The following is an 18,937-nucleotide window of genomic DNA, read 5'->3' as shown; positions in this document are numbered from 1 at the left end:
GTTTTGGGTCAGCTTTATCTCAATAACGTCCGCAAGAACTATGGACATTTCGAAGTCATCAAGGGCGTTCAGCTCGACATCAGGGATGGCGAGTTCGTCGTTTTTGTCGGCCCTTCGGGATGCGGCAAATCCACATTGCTGCGCATGATCGCCGGCCTTGAGGATATTACCGCCGGCGACGTCGTCATTAACGGCGTGAAGGTCAATGAATTGCCGCCGGTCAAACGCGGCATTGCCATGGTCTTCCAGTCCTATGCGCTCTATCCGCATATGACGGTTTTCGAAAACATCGCTTTTCCGCTCCGCGTCGAAAAGATGGAAGAGAGCAAGATCAAGGAAAAGGTCGAGGGGGTTGCCAAGATCCTGCAACTCGACCAGCGCCTGCAGCAACGTCCCGGCATGTTGTCCGGCGGCCAGCGCCAGCGTGTCGCAATCGGCCGCGCCATCGTTCGTGAGCCGAAGATATTCCTGTTCGACGAGCCGCTGTCCAACCTCGATGCGGCACTCCGCGCCGACATGCGCATCGAGCTTACCAATCTTCACCGGACGCTGCAGGCGACGATGATCTATGTCACCCACGATCAGGTCGAGGCCATGACCATGGCTGACCGCATTGTGGTGCTGAATGCCGGCGAAATCGCCCAGGTCGGTGCTCCGCTCGAGCTTTACCACAAGCCGGCTAACCTGTTCGTGGCCGGCTTCATCGGCAACCCGAAAATGAATTTCCTGAAGGTCACCTGCAAAGCGGCCAGCGCCGAGGGCGTGACTGTGGAATATGAGGGCCAGACAATCACCGTGCCGGTGGAACCTCGCGCTGGCCTTGAAGGCAGGCAACTGACGCTTGGCATTCGCCCGGAACATACAGGCCTTGAAACGGCTGACCTTAATGTGAAGGTCGCGCCCAGCGTCATCGAGCGGCTGGGAGTGAACACGATCGCTTATGGGATTGCCCCGACGGGTGAGAACTATTGCGCGCTGCTTTCCGGTTCCGCGCCTGTCGTCGTTGATGAACCGATCATCACCGGCATCAAGGCATCGGATTGCCACCTGTTCGATGAAAGCGGCATTGCGCTCGAACGGCGTGTCGACCTTTCCGTCCTCAAGCTGATCCAATAAAGGGCAGGAACCGGGCCATGAAATCTGTTTTCCCGTGCCCGGCTGTTTCTGACGCGATGCATCTGCGGCGGTTTTCTGCCGTCGCCGCCAGACGAAAAAACAACGCCGGGCTTTCGGCCCGGCGTTCGCAACGTTCCCGCATGTCTGCTCTATCAGGGCATGGGATTGGGCATGTAACCGGTGAAACCGCTGATCTTCCAGCGTCCTTCGTGCAGCCGGCAATAATAGAGCGTCTGCCATTTCATGACGTCGAAGCTGCCATCAGCCTTACGAAGCCCGCCGTCGAACTTCTTGCGAACCAGCGCCGTTTCGCCTTCCACTTCGATCTCTTCCAGCGTGGTGGTGGTGAAGATGGCGCCTCTTGGGTCTTCGGCAAATTGCTGGGTTTGAAAATCCTTGGCCTGTTTCAGCCACTCGTCGCGATAGGCGGCGAGCGACGGGAAGGACAGGCGCCAATTGTCCGGATTAGTCTCACGATTGGCGTTGATGCCGAGAAAGCCGTCCTCGACGAAATCATCCGCGACCTGCGACCAGTCGGCGGCGAGGAAGGCATCGATGTCCCGCGTCACCAGCATTTCCCAGATCGAATGGCGGGCTGTGTCTGTTTCGGTAAAGGGGTTTTTGAATGGATCGCGCATGGTTGTGGTCCGTTGTTGAAATTATTTTCAGGATTTGGAGATTTCTCTGGCGCAGATTGTTGGCATATGCTCATCTCGCAATCAACAAAGAAAATCATTTTCAAATCAAGGATATTCGGCGTGTCGTCATCGGGACGGAAGATGGTCGATTCATGGGTATGCACGGTTGACGGGCGTCTTGGATTAGGATGCATCGGTAACGGGGCCAAGCCTTAAGTTTTGGCGGAACGGAGACCGGTGAACATGGATATTTTCGCAAGAATACAGGAAGACAGGGGGCAGTTCTCGCAATCGGAACGGCGGATCGCCGATATTCTGGTTTCGGACTTCGAATTCGCCGTCAATGCCTCGATCATCGAGCTTGCGGCTCGCGCCGAGGTTTCTCCGCCGACGGTGACACGTTTCTGCCGTCGTGTGGGTTGTCTGAGCTTTTCGGATTTCAAGGTCAGCCTCGCCAAGACGGCTTATGTGGGCATTCGTTATCTCACCTCGGAACCATCGAGCACCGGCCCGTCCGATGTTGCCGAGGAGGTGCTTGCCAAGGCGCAGGAAGCGCTTTTCCTGCTGCACAAGACGCTTGACCCCGCCCTTGCCGAAAAAGCGGCGATCAAGATCGCCAATGGCGGCATGATCTATGCCTTCGGTGCCGGCGGCAATTCATCGATGATCGCCTCGGAAATCCAGAACCGGCTGTTCCGCCTTGGTCTGCGTGTCTCCACCAGTGCCGATCACAGCATGCAACTGATGATGACGGCCGCCGCACGCAAGGAAGACGTGATCATCGGTTCGTCCTTTTCCGGTCGCAATATGGAACTGGTGAAGTGTTTCAGGCTGGCGCGGGAAATGGGAGTGACCACCATCGCGCTGACCCAGAGTGACACGCCGCTTGCCGTGGCTGCGGATATCGTCGTGGCCGTCAATGTGCCCGAGGGAAACAACATCTTCCGTCCGACCTCATCGCGTTACGCCTATCTGGCGGCCGTCGATATTCTGGCGACACTTGCCGCTTATCACCACCGGCAAAGGTCGATGGTGACGCTGCGTCACATCAAGCAGCAGCTCGTGGAACATCGCGATTCGGATGACAAGCAATTGCTCGGTGACTGAGCAAGGACAATGAAAAAACAGGGCTGCATTGCCTGATATCCCGCACCGTGGCGGGTTGGAAAGCTTCAAGGGAGTGGTAGGAGATGAAGGACAGGAAAGACCAGCTTGCCGTCGTTACCGGCGCGGCAGGTGACATTGGTCGGGCGATTGCGGTAGCACTTTCTGAAAGTCATGCGAAGGTGGTGCTCGTCGATATCGATGCCGATGCCTTGTCCAATGCGCTTTCCCAGCTTTCCGGCCCCGGCTTTGTCGCGAAGTCCTGTGATGTCACCGATCCACAGGACCTTGCGCGGCTGGCCGCCGAGCTTGCGGAACTGGGCGATGTCGCGACCCTCGTCAACAATGCGGGTGCTGCAAGGGCCGTCAGTCTGCACGACACGACCGCCGACATATGGCGCAAGGACAATGCCCTCAATCTGGAAGCGCCGTTTCTGTGCTTCAGGGCTTTTGAGGAAGCGCTGAAGCGGACACAAGGGTCGGTGGTCAATATCACCTCCGTCAATGGCATGGCGGTGTTCGGCCATCCGGCCTATAGCGCGGCCAAGGCCGGGCTGATCCATCTGACGAAGCTGATCGCCGTCGAATACGGAAAATTCGGCATCCGCTCCAACGCCGTGGCGCCCGGAACCGTGCGCACCCAGGCCTGGGAAGCTCGGGCGGCCAGCAATCCGCAGGTCTTTGAGGAAGCGAAGCACTGGTATCCGCTGCAGCGGATCGTGCGGCCAGAAGATGTGGCCAGCGCCGTCGCGTTTCTGGCCGGTCCGCAGGCACAGGCCATCAGCGGCGTGTGCTTGCCGGTCGATTGCGGGCTGACGGCGGGGCAGGCGCCGCTGGCCCGGACTTTTTCGCAATCCGAACACTACTGATCGAAGCCCTCTCAGGGGCTCAATACGCAATGAAGGGCAGCATCATGGCGCTCGCAAATTATCGTCTCGAAAATTCATGGCATCCGCTCGCAGAGTCCGCATCCGGCGGCTTTACGTTCACGCTGGTCAATCTTTCCCGCGAACCGCTGAAGGATTTTCGCATCGTCTACACCTCGCTGACGCGGACGGTGGACAAGCCGGTTTGCGGCAATGCCGTTTATCTGCGCCGCAATGCCAATTTCCATGAGTTTGCGCCGCCAGCTGGTTTCGTGCTCGAAGCGGGGAAATCCTGGCGCTTCACCGTCGATGGCCTCCTGAGGCCTGCCCGGCATCGCACCGACGGGGCGAAATCCGCCTATGTCAGCCTTGCCGATGGTACACATCGCGCCGTTGATGTCGGCGATTTGATGCTGGATGGGCGTCATAGCGAGCCGGCACCAGTGCTGCTTCCGGAAGGCGAGCTCGATCTGCCTTTCGCCATCCAGCCATGGCCCGCTGAAATCAATGCCGAACCGGGCGAGGGCTTTCCTGTCGCGCTTTTCCCGACGGAAGACGCAAGCACGGAAGAGGTTCTTGCGGTGGAAACCGTGCTTTCCCTGTTCCGCAGGCTTTTTACCGTCGGTCATGTGCCCTTCAGCCTTGCGCCGGTTCATGAGGGAAAGCCGCTTCATTTCAAGCAACATAGCGGGCTGGAAGCGGAAGGGTATCGCATCACCTTCTCCGAAGATGCGGTCGTCGTGGAGTATTCGGCCGCTGCCGGTCTGCAATATGGCCTGACGGTTCTGGCGCAATTGCTGCATGGCGCGCGCGTCGATCCCAAATTCCGGTTCCCGGCGTCCGGCAGCATCAGCGATGCGCCGCGTTACAGCTGGCGCGGCTGCCATCTGGATGTCTCGCGGCAATTTTATCCGACCGGCGATGTCGTGCGGCTCATCGATATTCTCGCATGGCTGCGCATGAACCGTTTCCATTGGCACCTGACGGATGACGAGGCATGGCGTCTCGAAATCAGGGCCTATCCGCTGTTGACCACCGTGGGTGCGACCCGTGGTCCGGATGCACCGCTTCTGCCGCAGCTTGGCAACGGGGCTGAGCCGGTTTCGGGCTATTACACCCAGGACGACGTGCGCAGGGTCGTTGCTCACGCGGCCGCGTTGAATGTCGAAATCGTGCCGGAGGTTGATATTCCCGGCCACAGCACGGCGGCTCTCGTCGCCTATCCGGAATTGACGGATGGGCAGGAAGCGCCCGACAGTTATCGCTCGGTGCAGGGATATCCGAACAACGCGCTCAACCCAGCCATCGAGCCGACCTATGAGTTCCTCGGCAAGATATTTGACGAGATGGTGGAGCTGTTCCCGTCGCGGTTGATCCATATTGGCGGCGATGAGGTTGCGGATGGTTCATGGCTGGCCTCGCCGCTTGCCAAGGCATTGATGGAAAAGGAGGGACTGGACGGCACCTTCGGCATCCAGTCCTATTTCATGAAGCGTATTCAGGGGATGCTGCATGAGCGTGGCCGCCAGCTTGCCGGCTGGGACGAAGTTTCCCATGGTGGCGTTGTTGATCCGGCTGGAACATTGCTGATGGCTTGGCAGAAGCCGGAAGTCGGTCTTGAGCTTGCAAAACAGGGTTATGACGTGGTGATGACACCGGGTCAGGCCTATTATCTCGACATGGTGCAGGATGAAGCCTGGCAGGAGCCGGGTGCAAGCTGGGCCGGCACCGTTCCGCCCTCGCATACCTATGCCTATGAGGCCGTCGGCGAATTTCCCGAGGAATTGAAGGAGCGGATGAAAGGTGTTCAGGCCTGCATCTGGTCGGAACATTTCCTCAACCGCGCCTATTTCAACCATCTGGTTTTCCCGAGATTACCCGCCATTGCCGAGGCGGCATGGACGCCGAAGGCGCAGAAGGACTGGCTGCGGTTCTCCGCCATCGTTCCCTTGAGCCCGGTTTATTAAGGGGAAGGTGCCATGCGTATTGCCGTTGGTGGAATCCATACCGAATGCAGCACCTATTCGCCGGTGCTGATGGGCGAGCAGGATTTTCGCGTCTTTCGCGGTGCGGAGCTTCTGGAGGCCGAATACTTCAATTTTCTCGGCGAAGGCAGGGCGGAAGTGCTGCCGCTTCTGCACGCTCGTGCGGTGCCGGGCGGTCCGGTGTCACGGGTGGCTTATGATGCATTCAAGGCGGAGTTTCTTGACCGTCTCAAGGCTTGCCCGCCGCTCGACGGGCTTTATCTCGCCATGCATGGCGCGATGAATGTCGAAGGCATGGATGATGCGGAAGGGGACTGGATTTCCAGCGCTCGCGCCGTCGTCGGGCCGGATGTGATCATTTCCGCGAGCTACGACCTGCATGGCAATGTCAGCCAGACGATCGTCGATCAGCTGGATATATTCGCCGGCTACCGAACTGCGCCACATATCGACGTACGCGAGACGATGGTGCGGGCTTGGACGATGTTGCTCAAGGCCCTGAAAACGGGTGAAAAGCCCGGTGTGGCTTGGGCGAAAATTCCCGTTCTCCTGCCCGGTGAAAAGACGTCCACCGAAGATGAACCGGCCAAAAGCCTTTATGAGGTTCTGCCGGGCTATGACACCCGGCCCGGCATTTGGGACGCGAATTTCATGATCGGTTACGTCTGGGCTGATGAGCCACGGGCGACGGCCTGCGCGGTGGTGACGGGATCGGACCGAGAGGCCGCACAGGCCGTTGCGGCCGAAATCGCGCAATCTTACTGGGATGCCCGGCAGAATTTTCGTTTCGGTCCTGTGACCGAGCCGCTTGAGGCCATTCTGGATATTGCGGAAAAGACGGCTACCGGCCCGATCATTCTCGCTGACTCAGGCGACAATCCAACCGGTGGCGGGGTCGGCGATCGTGCCGATGTTCTGGCGGCGCTGATTGCGCGCAACTGGCAGGGTGCTCTCCTGGGCGGCATAACCGACCGACCGGCGGTCGAAGCCTGCTTTGCGGCAGGCGAGGGGGCGGGCCTTTCCCTGAAGATCGGCGGCAGTCTCGATCCGCAAAGCCCTTCGGTCACTGTCGAAGCCAAGGTCCTGAAATTGGATGATTCCAGCGCTGCGGATCAGCGGCAGGCGGTGGTAGGTATCGGCGGCATCACCGTCATTCTGGCGGCGCGACGCAGGCCCTATCACATGATTTCGGATTTCACGCGTCTCGGTTTTGATCCGAAGGCGATGAAGCTGCTGGTCGTCAAATCGGGTTATCTTTCACCGGAGCTTGCGCCGATCGCCAATCCCAACCTGATGGCGCTGACAGAAGGCGTTATCAATCAGGATATCGAAAACCTTCCCAACCGCCGTCGGGACGGGGATTTTTACCCATGGAAGCCGCATTTCGATTATATGCCCGAACCCATTCTTTCGGCCCGCTGGCGATGACAGCGGTCCGGTAGCTTTTATCCAGCGATCCGGCGGGGCCGGATCATCTCAGGCGAATATCCATGCCGTCGGCTCTTTCCATCGTCATCAACAATCCGTCGATCCGCATCGGGGCGCTCGCCATCCTGTTTTTCGGATTTTCGAATGCGGCGACCGCACCTTATCAGGCGGTCATCGGCATTCGCGAAATCGGGCTCAGCAACACCGTTTATTCCCTGCTAATGCTGTTTGCCGCCATCATCAATGTCAGCGCCAGCGTGCTGATGGGCATTGTCGCTGACAGGTTGGGCGAATATCGCAAACCCATGCTCTATATCGCGCTGTTCGGTGTCAGCGGTTATATGCTGGTTTATCTGGCGGGGAATGCCACGGCCTTTGTGAGCGCGAAGCTCATTCTCCTGCCGATTTTCGGGGCGATGAACTCGCTGATCTTCGCGCATGTGCGCGCCGATGCCCGCAATCTTTCGACGGGCGACATGATTGCCGTGAACTCGATCATGCGGGCGACAATCTCGCTGTCATGGGTGCTGGTACCGGGCATCGTCGGCATTTTTCTCATCAGTTCCGGCAATATGCTGACGGCCTTCCTGTTTTCCGGCCTCTGCGCACTCGTCTGTTTTCTGCTCGTCGCCTTCTGCCTGCCTCGGGCCGCCACGCCGGCGGCGGTGAATACGGAAGCGCGTTTCGGTCTGCGTGCCTCGCTTGCGGAAATCGGATCACGGCGGGTTTTGTTGCGGATCATCGCAATCGCGCTCATCTGCTCGATGCTGCATCTCAATGATTCGATACGTTCGCTCATCATCACGGGCCAGGCGAAGGGCACGGTGGCGGATATCGGCATCGTGGCGGGCATCGTTGCTGCGCTGGAAATCGTCTTCATTCTCTTATGGGGCTGGATCGAAAAGAAGGTGCCGCAAACCCTGACCTTGGCGGCGGGAGCGGTGCTTTATGCGGCCTACCTCATTCTGCAGGGGCTTGCGACGGAACCCTGGCATATCTACGCGCAGACGTTCATCAGCGCGCTGGGGGCTGCTGCCATCATCAGCATCCCCATCACTTATCTGCAGGAGTTGATCGCGGACCGGCCGGGGCTTGGAAGCTCGCTGATCGCGGTCAATATCTTCCTCGGCGCAGGTCTTGGCGCTTTGATTTTTGCTCTGGGAACGATGGTCTCCACCTATTCGGGTACCTCGATATTGGGGGCCATCGTGGGTCTTGGCGGTGTTTATATGCTCTACACGCTTGATGGGACGGGTCGCCGCAGGTAGAGCGTCGAACCCAAAAGTGTGGCGGTTTTCAAATGGTCCAGTGCGTAAACAGGGCACGTTCAAATGAAAGAGGTTAGGATGATTCTCGAGATTTGCGTGGACGATGTGGCCGGTCTGGAAGCGGCGGTTCGGGGCGGAGCCGATCGGATCGAGTTATGCGCTGCGCTTTCCGGCGGCGGTGTAACGCCGTCTGCCGGCTTCATGCAACGGGCGGCGTCCTGTGGATTGCCCGTCAGCGTGATGATCAGGCCGCGCGCCGGTGACTTCGTGTTCACGCGCGATGAAGCCGATGTGATGAAACGCGATATCGACGCGGCACGTGCGGCAGGCCTTTCCGGCCTGGTGCTTGGCGCATCGCTTGTCGATGGCTCGCTGGATATCGCTCTGCTCGAGGAACTGCGCCGTCACGCCGATGGGCTGGATATGACGCTGCACCGCGCCTTCGATGTCGTTCCCAATATGGATGAAGCGCTGGAGGCGGCCATCGCGCTTGGTTTCCCGAGAATTCTGACCTCCGGCGGCGCGCGCTCGGCGCTTGAAGGGATAGAGGCGCTGGCGCATCTATCCGAGAAAGCAGCCGGTCGGATTGTCATCATGCCGGGTGCCGGCGTGCGTCCGCAGAGCGTGCAGGCATTGCTGGATCGCTTTCCGATTACGGAAATCCACGCATCCTGTTCTGCCGTCCCATTTTACGACCCGGAAAGCCGGGTGGCGAAGCTCGGTTTCACCGGCGATGGGCGCAAGGGCACGGATGAGGCGGCGGTTCGCGAATTAAAGGCGATGCTTAGCGCTCATCATAAAGGCGGCGCAAAGCTCTAGCCGTACCGGCCGCCCCATCGAGATCAAGGTGGATTGCGTCCGGTCCCGGCAGGGCCAATGCCGCCGTGATGGCATCGGCCATGGATTGCGCGGAGATATCCTTTTCCTCCAGAACCTGCGCGAGCCCCAACCGCGCGAGCCGCTCGGCACGGGCGCTCTGTTCGGTTTCGCCACCGACTGCGAAGGGTATGAGGAGTGAGCGGCATTTGGCCTGAAGAATATCGCAGACGGTGTTGTAACCCGCCTGTGAAACCGAAAGCCGCGCGCCGGCGAGCAGGCTCGCGAAATCCTTGCGGAAACGGAAGACAGAGACATTCTCCGGTGCCTCAGCCGAAATCGCGTCGAAATCCACCTGGGGCATGTTGGGGCCGGTGACGAGGCACCAGTTCCCGATGTCGTCCAGCAGCGGTGCGGCCTCAAGGGCTGCCCGGACAAGTGCTGCACCGACCGCGCCACCGCCGGCGGATACCACGATATCGAATTTCTCCGCCGGTTGCGGCGGTGGAAGCGGGGCAACAAGGCCGGTATAGACGATGCGCTGGCTGATCTCGCCGGCAAAGGGGAAGGTGTCTTCCAGCCGGGCGAAATTCGGATCGCCATGCACCAGCACGGCATCGAAATGTTTTTTCACCAGTGACACGGTTTCTTCGTCCCGGCCCGGCTTGGTTTTTTCCTGCAGGATGTCGCGCAGCGATGTCATGACCAGCGGGCGCGGTTCGCTGTCCTCGATCTCGTCGAGCAGCGGCAGCAATTCGAACCGCACCTGCCTGCGGCCGAAGGGGAAAGCTTCGATAATGACGATATCGGGTTTTGCACCGTGATAGGCGCCAATCAGCATATCGGTTCTGAGCTTCCTGAAGGCGTCGTCCACCGGCTTGCCGGAACTGTCGACAAGACCGGAAAAGCTGCCGTCGCTGACGGCGATCGGTGGTAGCTCGACATGGCGGATTCCCTCGCCCGGAAAGCCCGGAACCGGGGTGCCGCCTGTGACCAGAACGACATCGAAACCATTCGTCTGCAGGGCATTGGCAATGCGGCTGGCGCGGGCGATATGGCCGATGCCCAGAAGATGCTGGACGTAAAAAAAGACGGAAGGACGCTTTTCCGGTTCACTCATGGTGCTTTTTCCCACTCGGTCTCGAACAGGGCCTTCAGCTCGCTAATGCTGGTGCGGTGGTCGAAAGCGGTTCGCACACGGTTCTCGGCGGCACTGCCCAGACGCTGGCGCAATTGCGGATCGGTGATCGCGCTGCGCAGAGCCTGCGCGAAGGCGGTCGGATTTTCCGGTTCCGTCAGCAAACCGTTTTCGCCAGAGACGAAAAATTCCGGAATGCCTGAAATATTGGTGGAAATGCAGGTCAGCGCCTGGCTGGCGGCTTCGACCAGCACATTGGGAAGGCCGTCACGGTCGCCATCGCTGGTAATGCGGCAGGCAAGTGCGAAGAGATCAGCTTCCCGGTAGTTTTCCAGCACCTGTTTCTGGTCCATGGCGCCGGTCCAGACGATCCTGCCGGCGATGCCAAGCTCGTCGGCGAGTTTCCTCAGTGCCGTAAGTTCGTCGCCGCCACCGATATGGGTGAAACGCCAATGGATATCCTGCGGCAACGAAGCCAGCGCCTGCAGCAGAATATCGATGCCTTTTTTCTTGACTGCCCGACCGACGCTTAAAATCCGAACCGGATCATCTGCATCCGATCCGTCTCTTGCCGGTCGCGATGTTTCGAAATGCGGGAAGCGGGTGAGATCGAGCCCGTGATAGCTGAGATGCACGTTCTGCTTCGCCCCCGAAAGGGTCTGCAAATGCTGAAAACCGCCGGCAGTGCAGGTCACGGCCCAGCGGGCGCTTTGCAGCTTGGCGGCAAGGTCGCGATCATTCGAGGTCCAGATATCCTTGGCATGGGCGGAAATCGTCCAGGGTGTGCCGGTGATCAGATGGGTATAGGCAGCGACCGAAGCGGGGGTGTGGATGAAATGGACATGCAGCCACTCGGCATCCACAGGCCATTCATGCGCCAGCACGGCGGCTTGACCGAAACGGCGGAGGCGGTTGCGGCTGAGATCATGTGGCAGATCACTGAAGAAGCGGCGGAGCGCGCTGGTGAAGCCCGGTTTCTTGCGGCAGGCCCACAGCGCTTTCAGAACGCGCAGCGGCTCCTCATGCAGATATTCCGGCAGGTAGGTGACGGGTGCGCGGATTTCATCGTGAACGGGGTGACGTTTCTTGTCTGTCGGCCGGCGCATGGACATGAGTTCAAGTTTCAGTCCCGCCTTTTCAAGTCCCAGAAGTTCCTGGGCGATGAAAGTCTCGGACAGGCGCGGATAGCCCTTGAGGAGCACCACGATTTTTTTTGTATCGGTCACGTTGCGCGTGTCTCTTTTTGAAGCGGTGGTTGTCGGGGAGCCGGTCACGCGGAGAGCGTGATTGGCGTCCGTTCGCCCTCGGGCGGCAGCCATTCGGCGATCCGTTTCGATATATTTTCCAGACCGTCGAGCTTCAGCTCCCGCGAATTGACGGAGGGTGGTGCACGGCCGGGCAGGGCTTTGAGAGCTTCCGCCATTTTTGCGGGGTTTTCGGCATCCTCCGGCAAAAGCATGTCGAAAAGGCCGAGTTCCGAGGCGCGGCTGGCGCGGATCAGCTGCTCTTCCCGCGGCACGGTGCGCGGCACGACGAGGGCGGGCTTGTCGAAGGACAAAATCTCGCAGACGGTGTTATAGCCGCCCATCGATACGACGGCCTGGGCGCCGGCAACGAGATCTTCCATGCGATTGTCGAATTCGATGATCTCGATATGCGGAATATCGGCGACGCTGCTCATGAAGCGCTGACGCTGATCCGCCGGCATATAGGGGCCGAGAACCACCAGTGCCTTGTGGGTGAGTTCCGGATCATGGCGGTAGGCGTTGATGACATCGTCGATCAATTCACTACCATCGCCGCCGCCGCCGGTGGTGATGAGAAGGTAATCGCCTTCCGGCCGATGCGCCACGGTTTCTGCCTGCGTTTTGGATCGCTGCAGGAAGCCGACGAAATCCATCTTGTCACGAACATTTTCGGGAACATCCAGTCCCGTCAGCGGGTCGTGGAAATCCGGCGGGCCATAGACCCAGACGTGGTCATAAAACTGGCCGATCTTGGTCATGACGTTGTTACGCTTCCACTCGGCTTCGAGCAGTTGCGGCGCATCCATGACATCGCGCAGGCCGATGACGAGCTTGGTTCCCTGTCCCTTGAGATAAGCGAGGGTTTCCTCCACTTCACCGCGCAGACCCATGGGTTCCTTGTCGACGATGAAGATGTCAGGCTTAAAGCTTTCGGCCGTATGATAAATGATGGAGCGGCGCATCTTCAGGGTTTCCTGAAGATCGATATGCCTGTCCATCGAGGTGTATTCGCCGTTGCGCAGCTTGATGACGCTCGGGATTTTCACGAAATCGACGCGGGCGCGATAATCGAAAGCGCCGGCAATGGTGGCTCCCGAAATGATGAGGACGTTGAGGCCGCGATAATCCTCCACCAGTGCATGTGCGATCGTGCGACACCGCCGCAGATGTCCGAGGCCGAAAGAATCGTGGCTGTACATGAGAATACGCGCGTCGTTCAAACGGGAGGTCATGGGCCACACCTCTTGTTGCCTTTCACGATAAAGGCGATGGCGGAAAGGCAGTTCATCAAGGCGTGTTCCATTTTATCTGAAGGGATCCGCAGCATCACGTAGTCCGTCACCGAAGAAATTAAAGGCCAGAATGACGAGAACGACCGGGATCGTCGGTATGAGAAGCCACGGATATAGCGCAATGACGCTGACGCTGCGCGCTTCCGTGAGCAGAATTCCCCAACTTGTGATCGGCGGGCGCAGACCAAGGCCGAGGAAGCTCAGCGCAGTTTCACCGAGGATCATGCCCGGTATCGTCAATGTGGCCGAGGCGATGAGATGCGACATGAAGCCGGGAATAAGATGTCTGCCGATGATGCGCGGTGTGCCCGCACCCATCAATTGTGCAGCCAAAACATAGTCTTCCTCGCGAAGCGCCAGCAATTTCGAGCGCACGGCACGCGCCAGCCCCGTCCAGTCCAGCATGCCGAGAATGATGGTGATGCCGAGATAGACGAGGATAGGGCTCCAGGTCACCGGCATGATTGCCGCAAGCGCCAGCCATAACGGAATGCTCGGAATGGATTGCAGGACCTCAATGATGCGCTGGACAATCAAATCGAAGGTGCCGCCGCGATAACCGGCGAGACCGCCGATCACAATGCCGAGAACGAAGCTCATGGCGACGCCAAGAAGGCCGATGGTGAGCGAGATGCGTGCGCCGTAGATAATGCGCGACAGCACGTCGCGTCCGAGCCGGTCGGTGCCGAGCAGGAACATTTCACCGCCTTCAGCCGGGCATACAAAGTGGGTACTGCCTTCGAACATGCCCCAGAAACGGTAGGTATCGCCCTTGCAGAAGAAACGCAGCGGCTGAACATCCGTCGGCACGTCGCGATAGACACGCCGCAGATTGTCCATGTCGAGCGTCATTTCCCGACCGTACACGAAGGGCCCGACAAACTTTCCGTTGTCGAACAAATGAATGGCCTGCGGCGGAGCGTAGATATGCTCGATATTGCGGGTATGGAGATTGTAGGGCGCGAGGAACTCGCTGATCAGGATCGAAAGATAAAGCACGACCAGAAACGCGCCGGACCAGACGGCGATCTTGTGCTGGCGGAACTGCCACCACATGAGTTTCAGCTGTGACGCCTTGCTGAAGGCTGCCATTCCGGATGTGTTCGGTTCGATCAGGGATGGATCGAAAGGTGCGGTCGAAACGTAATGGGGCAGTGCTTCGCCTGCTTTCGGGATGGATGAAGTCATTTGACGTTACCACCTCCGAAGCGGATTCGCGGGTCGAGTATGGCAAGGGCGATATCCGACACCAGAACGCCGATCACCGTCAGGAAAGCCAGGAACATCAGGAACGAACCGGCCAGATACATATCCTGGCTCTGCAGTGCCCGGATGAGCATGGGACCGGTGGTTTCGAGCGACAGGACGACGGCGGTGATTTCCGCGCCTGATATGATGGCGGGCAGGATCGAGCCGATATCCGAGATGAAGAAATTCAGCGCCATGCGCAGCGGATATTTGGTTAGAACCTTGAAGGGGTGCAGGCCCTTGGCGCGGGCGGTGACGACATATTGTTTCTGCAATTCGTCCAGGAGGTTGGCGCGCAGGCGGCGGATCATGCCGGCTGTGCCGGCCGTTCCGATGATAAGGACGGGTATCCAGATATGCTCGAGGATCGATCTGAACTTCGCCCAGCTCATCGCCTGGTTCAGATATTCGCGGTCCATCAGATGGCCGATGGAGATGCCGAACCAGATATTGGCGAAATACATCAGGATCAGCGCCAGCATGAAGTTGGGGATGGCGATGCCGAGCAGGCCAAGGAAGGTCAGGCCATAATCGCCCCAGCTGTATTTATGCGTGGCAGAATAGATGCCGATTGGAAAGGCGATCAGCCAGGTGACGATGATGGTGAGGAACGACACCAGAACCGTGAGCCAGAGGCGATCTCCAACGACATCGCTGACGGGTAGCTGATATTCGAAGGAATAACCGAAATCGCCAACCAGCATGCCGGTCGCCCAGCGGAAGTAGCGGATCGGAGCAGGCTGGTCGAAACCGTAGCGGACGCGCAGCTCCTCGATTTCGGCAAGGTTGGCCGTCTCGCCCATGGCGCGCAGTTCGGCGACATAGCTTTCGAAATAATCGCCCGGCGGCAGTTCGATGATGGTGAAGACCAGCATCGAGATCAGGATCAGCGTGGGGATCATCACGAGGATGCGCTTGAGAACATATCGCAGCATATCAGGCGTCCCCGTCGTACCAGAAGGCATCCGGCAGGTAGACGCCGAGATACGATGTGGGCTCATAACCAAAAAGCGCCTTTTCGGGCACGTTTCGCATGCGTTTAACATGGACGACAGGCTGAAGCGCGCCGTTGACGATGCCGATGGAAAACACCTGCTGGGTATAGATGCCAAGCATTTCCAGCCAGATGGCCTCGCGCTCCTCCTCGGTGACGCTTCGGCGCCATTTTTTCAGGAGGTCGAGCAGATGTGCCGCCTCCGGCAAATCGGGCTCCTTGCCCTCGCGGCCGCCGGAAAGATAATGGATGCCCCAGACCGGCCATTGCAACTGGTCGTCACCGGTGGGCGCAAGGCCGGAAGGCAGCATGTCCGGCGTGGGCACACCATTGTCCATGCCCATCCATACCGACATCATCACCTCGCCGCCCATGGCGCGTTTACGGAAGACGTCGCGCTGGGTGGGGCGGACGGAAACCGCAATGCCAATATGCCGCCAGTGATCCGTCACCAGTTCCATCACATCGGTTTCAAGCGTGCTCTCGCCTGTCGTCTCGACGATGATGTAGGCCGGACGACCGTCTGGAAGGAGCCTTATGCCGGCATCGTCGCGCTTGTCGAGACCCACTTCATCGAGCAGCCTGTTGGCTGTCGCGCGATCGAAGGCGCTCCAGGCTTCGGCAAATTCCGGCCGGTAGAGCGGACTTTCCGGCAGAACCGTGTCGGCACTTTCCTTCGCCAGCCCGTAAAAACAGACCATGTTGATTTCATGACGGTTGATCGCAAGGGACAGTGCACGGCGCACCCGCACGTCCTGGAAATAACCCCGCCATGCCGGGTCGGCGCAATTGAGGTTCGGCAGAAGCGCAACGCGTGATCCCTGCGAGCGCTTGTACAGGTTGACCTTCAAGGGGAAACGCTTTTCGGCATCCTTCAGGAAGGTGTAGTCGGCGAAATCGAGGCCGAAATATTGCAAGTCACTGTCGCCGGATGCCGTCTTGGCCGAGATGATATCGGAGGAGGTGACGTTCAGCAGGAAGCGATCGAGATAGGGCAGCTGCAGGCCGTTTTCATCGACACGGTGATAATAGGGGTTGCGCTCGAATACGAACTGTTCGGCCGGCGGCGAGGTCGTGTTGCGCCATGCGTCCAGCGTCGGCAAAGCCGGGTTTTCCGGACGCACCTGCCGCGACATCTTGATATGCAGCCCGCTCCAGTCATCCGCCTTGTTCTTCTTGATGAGTTTGGCGAGATTTTCGGCAGTCTGATATTTGATGTGGAACTGCTTCATATAAGCGGCGGGCAGGAACAGTCTCGCCGGCGAGGCAGCCGCAAGTTTCGCCAGAAAATCCGGGTTCGGGCCTTCCCAGGTGTAACGCACGGTCAGCTGGTCGATGACTTCGATCAGGGGCGGATTGTTGTTGACCAGAAGTTCGATCGGCGGACCGCCCTTATGGATTTCCTTGTTGAGGGCGACATCCTCCCAGAAATAGCGGAAATCCTCCGAGGTAAAGTCGCTGCCATCGGACCATTTGTGGCCCTCGCGCAGCTTGAAGGTGAAGATGCGTTCTTCCTGAACGTCGTAGCTTTCCAGAATGTCCGGGTGCAGCTCGAATTTTTCGTCATAACCGACCAGCCGGGCATAATTGCTGATCGGCATCAGCCTGATGTCGCGCTGGCCGCCGATGAGCATGCGCACGGAGCCGCCATGTTTTCCCGGCTCGCGGCCGAGCGATTTCATATTCATGACGCGGGGGTTTTTCGGCAGACGTTCCGCAACGTCGGGCAACTCGCCCTTTTCCCGCTTTTCCTTGAAATAATCAGGGTCGGTATAGGCGGCGCGCGCATAGGCCGGCAGGAAGACGGAGGCCATGAGGGCGAGAGTGGTGCGGCGCGTTATCAAGGGCGAAGCTCCCGGATATCGACGTTGCCGTTTGCGAGAACAAAATGGCCGTCGCCCAGATCGGCGGAAATCATGTCGCCATCACCCTCGTCACGAAACTGTTTGCCCCAGTCGAATTTGCCCGTCGCGCTGATCTTGCCAATGGTGCGGAAATCAAGCGGACGGTCGAGGTCGGGAAAGGGCACGGCCGCCAGCAGCGATTTCGTGTAGGGATGCACGGGGGAGCGCATCATGATTTCCCGCGGCGCCAACTCAACGATGCGACCTTCACACATCACGGCCACGCGGTCGGCCATATAATCCACCACTGCCAGATTGTGCGAGATGAAGAGGTAGGTGAGACCGAGGTCTTTCTGCAAATCCTTAAGCAGGTTGAGAATTTGCGCCTGAACCGAGACATCGAGCGCGGAAACGGGTTCGTCACAGATCAGCAGTTCTGGCCCAAGCGCCAAAGCTCTCGCAATGCCAATGCGCTGCCTTTGGCCGCCGGAGAAGCTGTGCGGATAACGGTTCAGCGCGCTTTCTCCAAGGCCGATCGCCTTGACGAGATTGCGGACTTTTTCGGCGCGGTATTTCGCATCACCCCGCCCGTGGATTTCCAGCGGCTCGCTCAGGATATTGCCGACCGTCATGCGTGGCGAGAGCGAGGAGATGGGGTCCTGAAAGACCATCTGTATTTTCGAGCGCAGTTCCTTGAGGTCGCCGTCTTTGGCGTTGAGAACGTCGATGTCGCCCTGCGGACGGTGGAAGGTGACGGAGCCTTCATCCGGGCGAACGGCGCGCATGAGGATCTTGCTGACGGTGGTCTTGCCGCTGCCGCTTTCGCCCACCAGCCCGAGGCATTCGCCACGGCGGATTTCAAAACTGACGCTGTTGACGGCCTTGGTGGCGTTGGCATCGCCTTTGCGGAACCAGCTGGACTTACGGGTCGTGAAGGTCTTGCTGATATTGTCCACTGTCAGAAGCGGGCCGGGGGTCTTGTTCACCGCAGCGGTTTTTTTGCCGACAAGGCTTTCGTGATCAACCTTGATCTCGCGCAGCGCCTTAAGTCTCTCGCCGGGCTTCATGTCGAAATGCGGCACGGCTGCCATCAGGCCCTTGAGATAGGGATGGCTTGGCGACTTGAAAATCTCGTCGACAGTTCCGGCTTCCATGATCTCGCCCTGATAGATCACGGCAACTTCATCGGCGATGTTTGCCACCACGCCGAGATCGTGGGTAATGAGCAGCATGCTCATATTCAGCCGGCTCTGCAGATCACGCAGCAGCTTGAGGATCTGCGCCTGGATGGTCACATCAAGAGCTGTCGTCGGCTCGTCGGCGATCAGCAGCGCCGGACGACAGATCAGCGCCATGGCGATCATGGCGCGCTGGCGCATGCCGCCGGATAATTCGAAGGGGTACATGTTCACGACCTTCTTCGGGTTGGAAAACCCTACAAGGTCGAGCGTTTCATACATTTTTTCCGCGCGTTCCGCCGGCGACAGGATGCTGTGGATGCGCAGCGCCTCATCGATCTGATTACCGACGGTGTGCAGCGGCGAAAAGGAGGTCATCGGCTCCTGAAAAATCAGCCCGATGCGATTTCCGCGTATCGAGCGGATTTCCCGGCCGTCTTTTGGCAACTGCAACAGATCGACGGGGCCGGCTGCGGCATTTTCCGGATCTGTGAAGAGCACGCGGCCGTTCACCCGTGCCGTCTTGGGATGGATGCCCATGATGGTCTGGCCGATGACGGATTTGCCTGAGCCGGATTCTCCCACAAGTGCCGTGACTTTTCCGGGAAGGATACGAAGGCTTGTGCCCCTCACGGCATCAATGGTGCCGCCCATAAGAGAAAACGAGACCCGCAGGTTTTCAATACGGAGCAAATCTGCGCCTGCGCTCATGCCAAAGGGTTCCTTGCCGTCTCTTTATCGTTGCCTTGTGACAATTTGCTCAGGAGGGCTTAAA

At 58.9% G+C, this 18,937-nt stretch carries 15 protein-coding genes; 7 read left to right on the top strand and 8 right to left on the bottom strand.

Translation table 11 applies throughout. The annotated features are described in order from the left end of the window. The first annotated feature begins 3 nt into the window (after positions 1 to 3). Positions 4 to 1,116, top strand: coding sequence for an ABC transporter ATP-binding protein (locus QSV77_RS11440; protein WP_269701259.1), 1,113 nt, complete (start codon positions 4 to 6; stop codon positions 1,114 to 1,116). A gap of 152 nt (positions 1,117 to 1,268) precedes the next feature. Here QSV77_RS11440 and QSV77_RS11435 read toward each other — a convergent pair whose 3' ends face one another. Further along, positions 1,269 to 1,754, bottom strand: a complete 486-nt coding sequence (locus QSV77_RS11435; RefSeq protein WP_302733559.1) for a hypothetical protein — start codon at positions 1,752 to 1,754, stop codon at positions 1,269 to 1,271. Between the two features lie 243 nt (positions 1,755 to 1,997). Here QSV77_RS11435 and QSV77_RS11430 point away from each other — a divergent pair, with 243 nt between their 5' ends. The 6 genes from QSV77_RS11430 to QSV77_RS11405 all read left to right on the top strand — a co-directional run bounded on the left by QSV77_RS11430 (position 1,998) and on the right by QSV77_RS11405 (position 9,224). Beyond that, positions 1,998 to 2,861, top strand: coding sequence for a MurR/RpiR family transcriptional regulator (locus QSV77_RS11430; RefSeq protein ID WP_046799507.1), 864 nt, complete (start codon positions 1,998 to 2,000; stop codon positions 2,859 to 2,861). Between the two features lie 83 nt (positions 2,862 to 2,944). Continuing rightward, positions 2,945 to 3,727 (top strand): SDR family oxidoreductase, encoded by a 783-nt coding sequence (locus tag QSV77_RS11425; RefSeq protein ID WP_302733558.1) that lies wholly within the window; start codon positions 2,945 to 2,947, stop codon positions 3,725 to 3,727. A gap of 44 nt (positions 3,728 to 3,771) precedes the next feature. After that, positions 3,772 to 5,691, top strand: coding sequence for a beta-N-acetylhexosaminidase (locus QSV77_RS11420; protein WP_302733556.1), 1,920 nt, complete (start codon positions 3,772 to 3,774; stop codon positions 5,689 to 5,691). Between the two features lie 12 nt (positions 5,692 to 5,703). After that, positions 5,704 to 7,137, top strand: coding sequence for a M81 family metallopeptidase (locus tag QSV77_RS11415; protein WP_302733555.1), 1,434 nt, complete (start codon positions 5,704 to 5,706; stop codon positions 7,135 to 7,137). 62 nt (positions 7,138 to 7,199) lie between these two features. Then, the gene (locus QSV77_RS11410; RefSeq protein WP_302733554.1) at positions 7,200 to 8,405 is read left to right on the top strand and encodes an MFS transporter; all 1,206 of its coding nucleotides are present in this window, start codon (positions 7,200 to 7,202) and stop codon (positions 8,403 to 8,405) included. Positions 8,406 to 8,483: 78 nt separating this feature from the next. After that, positions 8,484 to 9,224 carry a copper homeostasis protein CutC gene (locus QSV77_RS11405; protein ID WP_269701271.1) on the top strand — a complete coding sequence of 247 codons (741 nt, stop codon included), beginning with the start codon at positions 8,484 to 8,486 and terminating at the stop codon, positions 9,222 to 9,224. On the opposite strand, the gene QSV77_RS11400 is transcribed toward QSV77_RS11405, so the two are convergent. The 7 genes from QSV77_RS11400 to QSV77_RS11370 all read right to left on the bottom strand — a co-directional run bounded on the left by QSV77_RS11400 (position 9,190) and on the right by QSV77_RS11370 (position 18,873). Continuing rightward, positions 9,190 to 10,341: a glycosyltransferase family protein gene (locus QSV77_RS11400; RefSeq protein ID WP_302733552.1), complete on the bottom strand. Its 1,152-nt coding sequence runs from the start codon at positions 10,339 to 10,341 to the stop codon at positions 9,190 to 9,192. The genes QSV77_RS11405 and QSV77_RS11400 overlap by 35 nt on opposite strands. Further along, positions 10,338 to 11,585, bottom strand: a complete 1,248-nt coding sequence (locus QSV77_RS11395) for a glycosyltransferase (protein ID WP_302733551.1) — start codon at positions 11,583 to 11,585, stop codon at positions 10,338 to 10,340. The genes QSV77_RS11400 and QSV77_RS11395 overlap by 4 nt, the downstream gene beginning before the upstream one ends. A gap of 44 nt (positions 11,586 to 11,629) precedes the next feature. After that, positions 11,630 to 12,838 (bottom strand): glycosyltransferase family protein, encoded by a 1,209-nt coding sequence (locus tag QSV77_RS11390; protein WP_269701278.1) that lies wholly within the window; start codon positions 12,836 to 12,838, stop codon positions 11,630 to 11,632. 72 nt (positions 12,839 to 12,910) lie between these two features. After that, the gene (locus QSV77_RS11385) at positions 12,911 to 14,086 is read right to left on the bottom strand and encodes an ABC transporter permease (protein ID WP_302733550.1); all 1,176 of its coding nucleotides are present in this window, start codon (positions 14,084 to 14,086) and stop codon (positions 12,911 to 12,913) included. Further along, the gene (locus QSV77_RS11380; protein ID WP_142842335.1) at positions 14,083 to 15,081 is read right to left on the bottom strand and encodes an ABC transporter permease; all 999 of its coding nucleotides are present in this window, start codon (positions 15,079 to 15,081) and stop codon (positions 14,083 to 14,085) included. The genes QSV77_RS11385 and QSV77_RS11380 overlap by 4 nt, the downstream gene beginning before the upstream one ends. A 1-nt stretch (position 15,082) precedes the next feature. Beyond that, positions 15,083 to 16,984 (bottom strand): ABC transporter substrate-binding protein, encoded by a 1,902-nt coding sequence (locus QSV77_RS11375; RefSeq protein ID WP_302733549.1) that lies wholly within the window; start codon positions 16,982 to 16,984, stop codon positions 15,083 to 15,085. Next, positions 16,981 to 18,873 (bottom strand): ABC transporter ATP-binding protein, encoded by a 1,893-nt coding sequence (locus QSV77_RS11370; protein ID WP_302733548.1) that lies wholly within the window; start codon positions 18,871 to 18,873, stop codon positions 16,981 to 16,983. Before QSV77_RS11370 ends, QSV77_RS11375 begins: the two co-directional genes overlap by 4 nt. Between the last annotated feature and the right edge of the window lie 64 nt (positions 18,874 to 18,937).

This window comes from Agrobacterium sp. V1 (assembly GCF_030518355.1).
GTDB lineage: Bacteria > Pseudomonadota > Alphaproteobacteria > Rhizobiales > Rhizobiaceae > Agrobacterium > Agrobacterium cucumeris.
Note: the sequence above shows the minus strand (reverse complement) of the source record. Positions and strands in the feature narration are given on the sequence as shown.

Excerpts from the sequence above, each read along its gene's own strand:
- QSV77_RS11435 (WP_302733559.1), bottom strand. The coding sequence starts at position 1,754 with ATGCGCGATCCATTCAAAAACCCCTTTACCGAAACAGACACAGCCCGC.
- QSV77_RS11415 (WP_302733555.1), top strand. The coding sequence starts at position 5,704 with ATGCGTATTGCCGTTGGTGGAATCCATACCGAATGCAGCACCTATTCG.
- QSV77_RS11400 (WP_302733552.1), bottom strand. The coding sequence starts at position 10,341 with ATGAGTGAACCGGAAAAGCGTCCTTCCGTCTTTTTTTACGTCCAGCAT.
- QSV77_RS11410 (WP_302733554.1), top strand. The coding sequence starts at position 7,200 with ATGCCGTCGGCTCTTTCCATCGTCATCAACAATCCGTCGATCCGCATC.
- QSV77_RS11420 (WP_302733556.1), top strand. The coding sequence starts at position 3,772 with ATGGCGCTCGCAAATTATCGTCTCGAAAATTCATGGCATCCGCTCGCA.
- QSV77_RS11430 (WP_046799507.1), top strand. The coding sequence starts at position 1,998 with ATGGATATTTTCGCAAGAATACAGGAAGACAGGGGGCAGTTCTCGCAA.
- QSV77_RS11405 (WP_269701271.1), top strand. The coding sequence starts at position 8,484 with ATGATTCTCGAGATTTGCGTGGACGATGTGGCCGGTCTGGAAGCGGCG.
- QSV77_RS11425 (WP_302733558.1), top strand. The coding sequence starts at position 2,945 with ATGAAGGACAGGAAAGACCAGCTTGCCGTCGTTACCGGCGCGGCAGGT.
- QSV77_RS11380 (WP_142842335.1), bottom strand. The coding sequence starts at position 15,081 with ATGCTGCGATATGTTCTCAAGCGCATCCTCGTGATGATCCCCACGCTG.
- QSV77_RS11390 (WP_269701278.1), bottom strand. The coding sequence starts at position 12,838 with ATGACCTCCCGTTTGAACGACGCGCGTATTCTCATGTACAGCCACGAT.
- QSV77_RS11370 (WP_302733548.1), bottom strand. The coding sequence starts at position 18,873 with ATGAGCGCAGGCGCAGATTTGCTCCGTATTGAAAACCTGCGGGTCTCG.
- QSV77_RS11385 (WP_302733550.1), bottom strand. The coding sequence starts at position 14,086 with ATGACTTCATCCATCCCGAAAGCAGGCGAAGCACTGCCCCATTACGTT.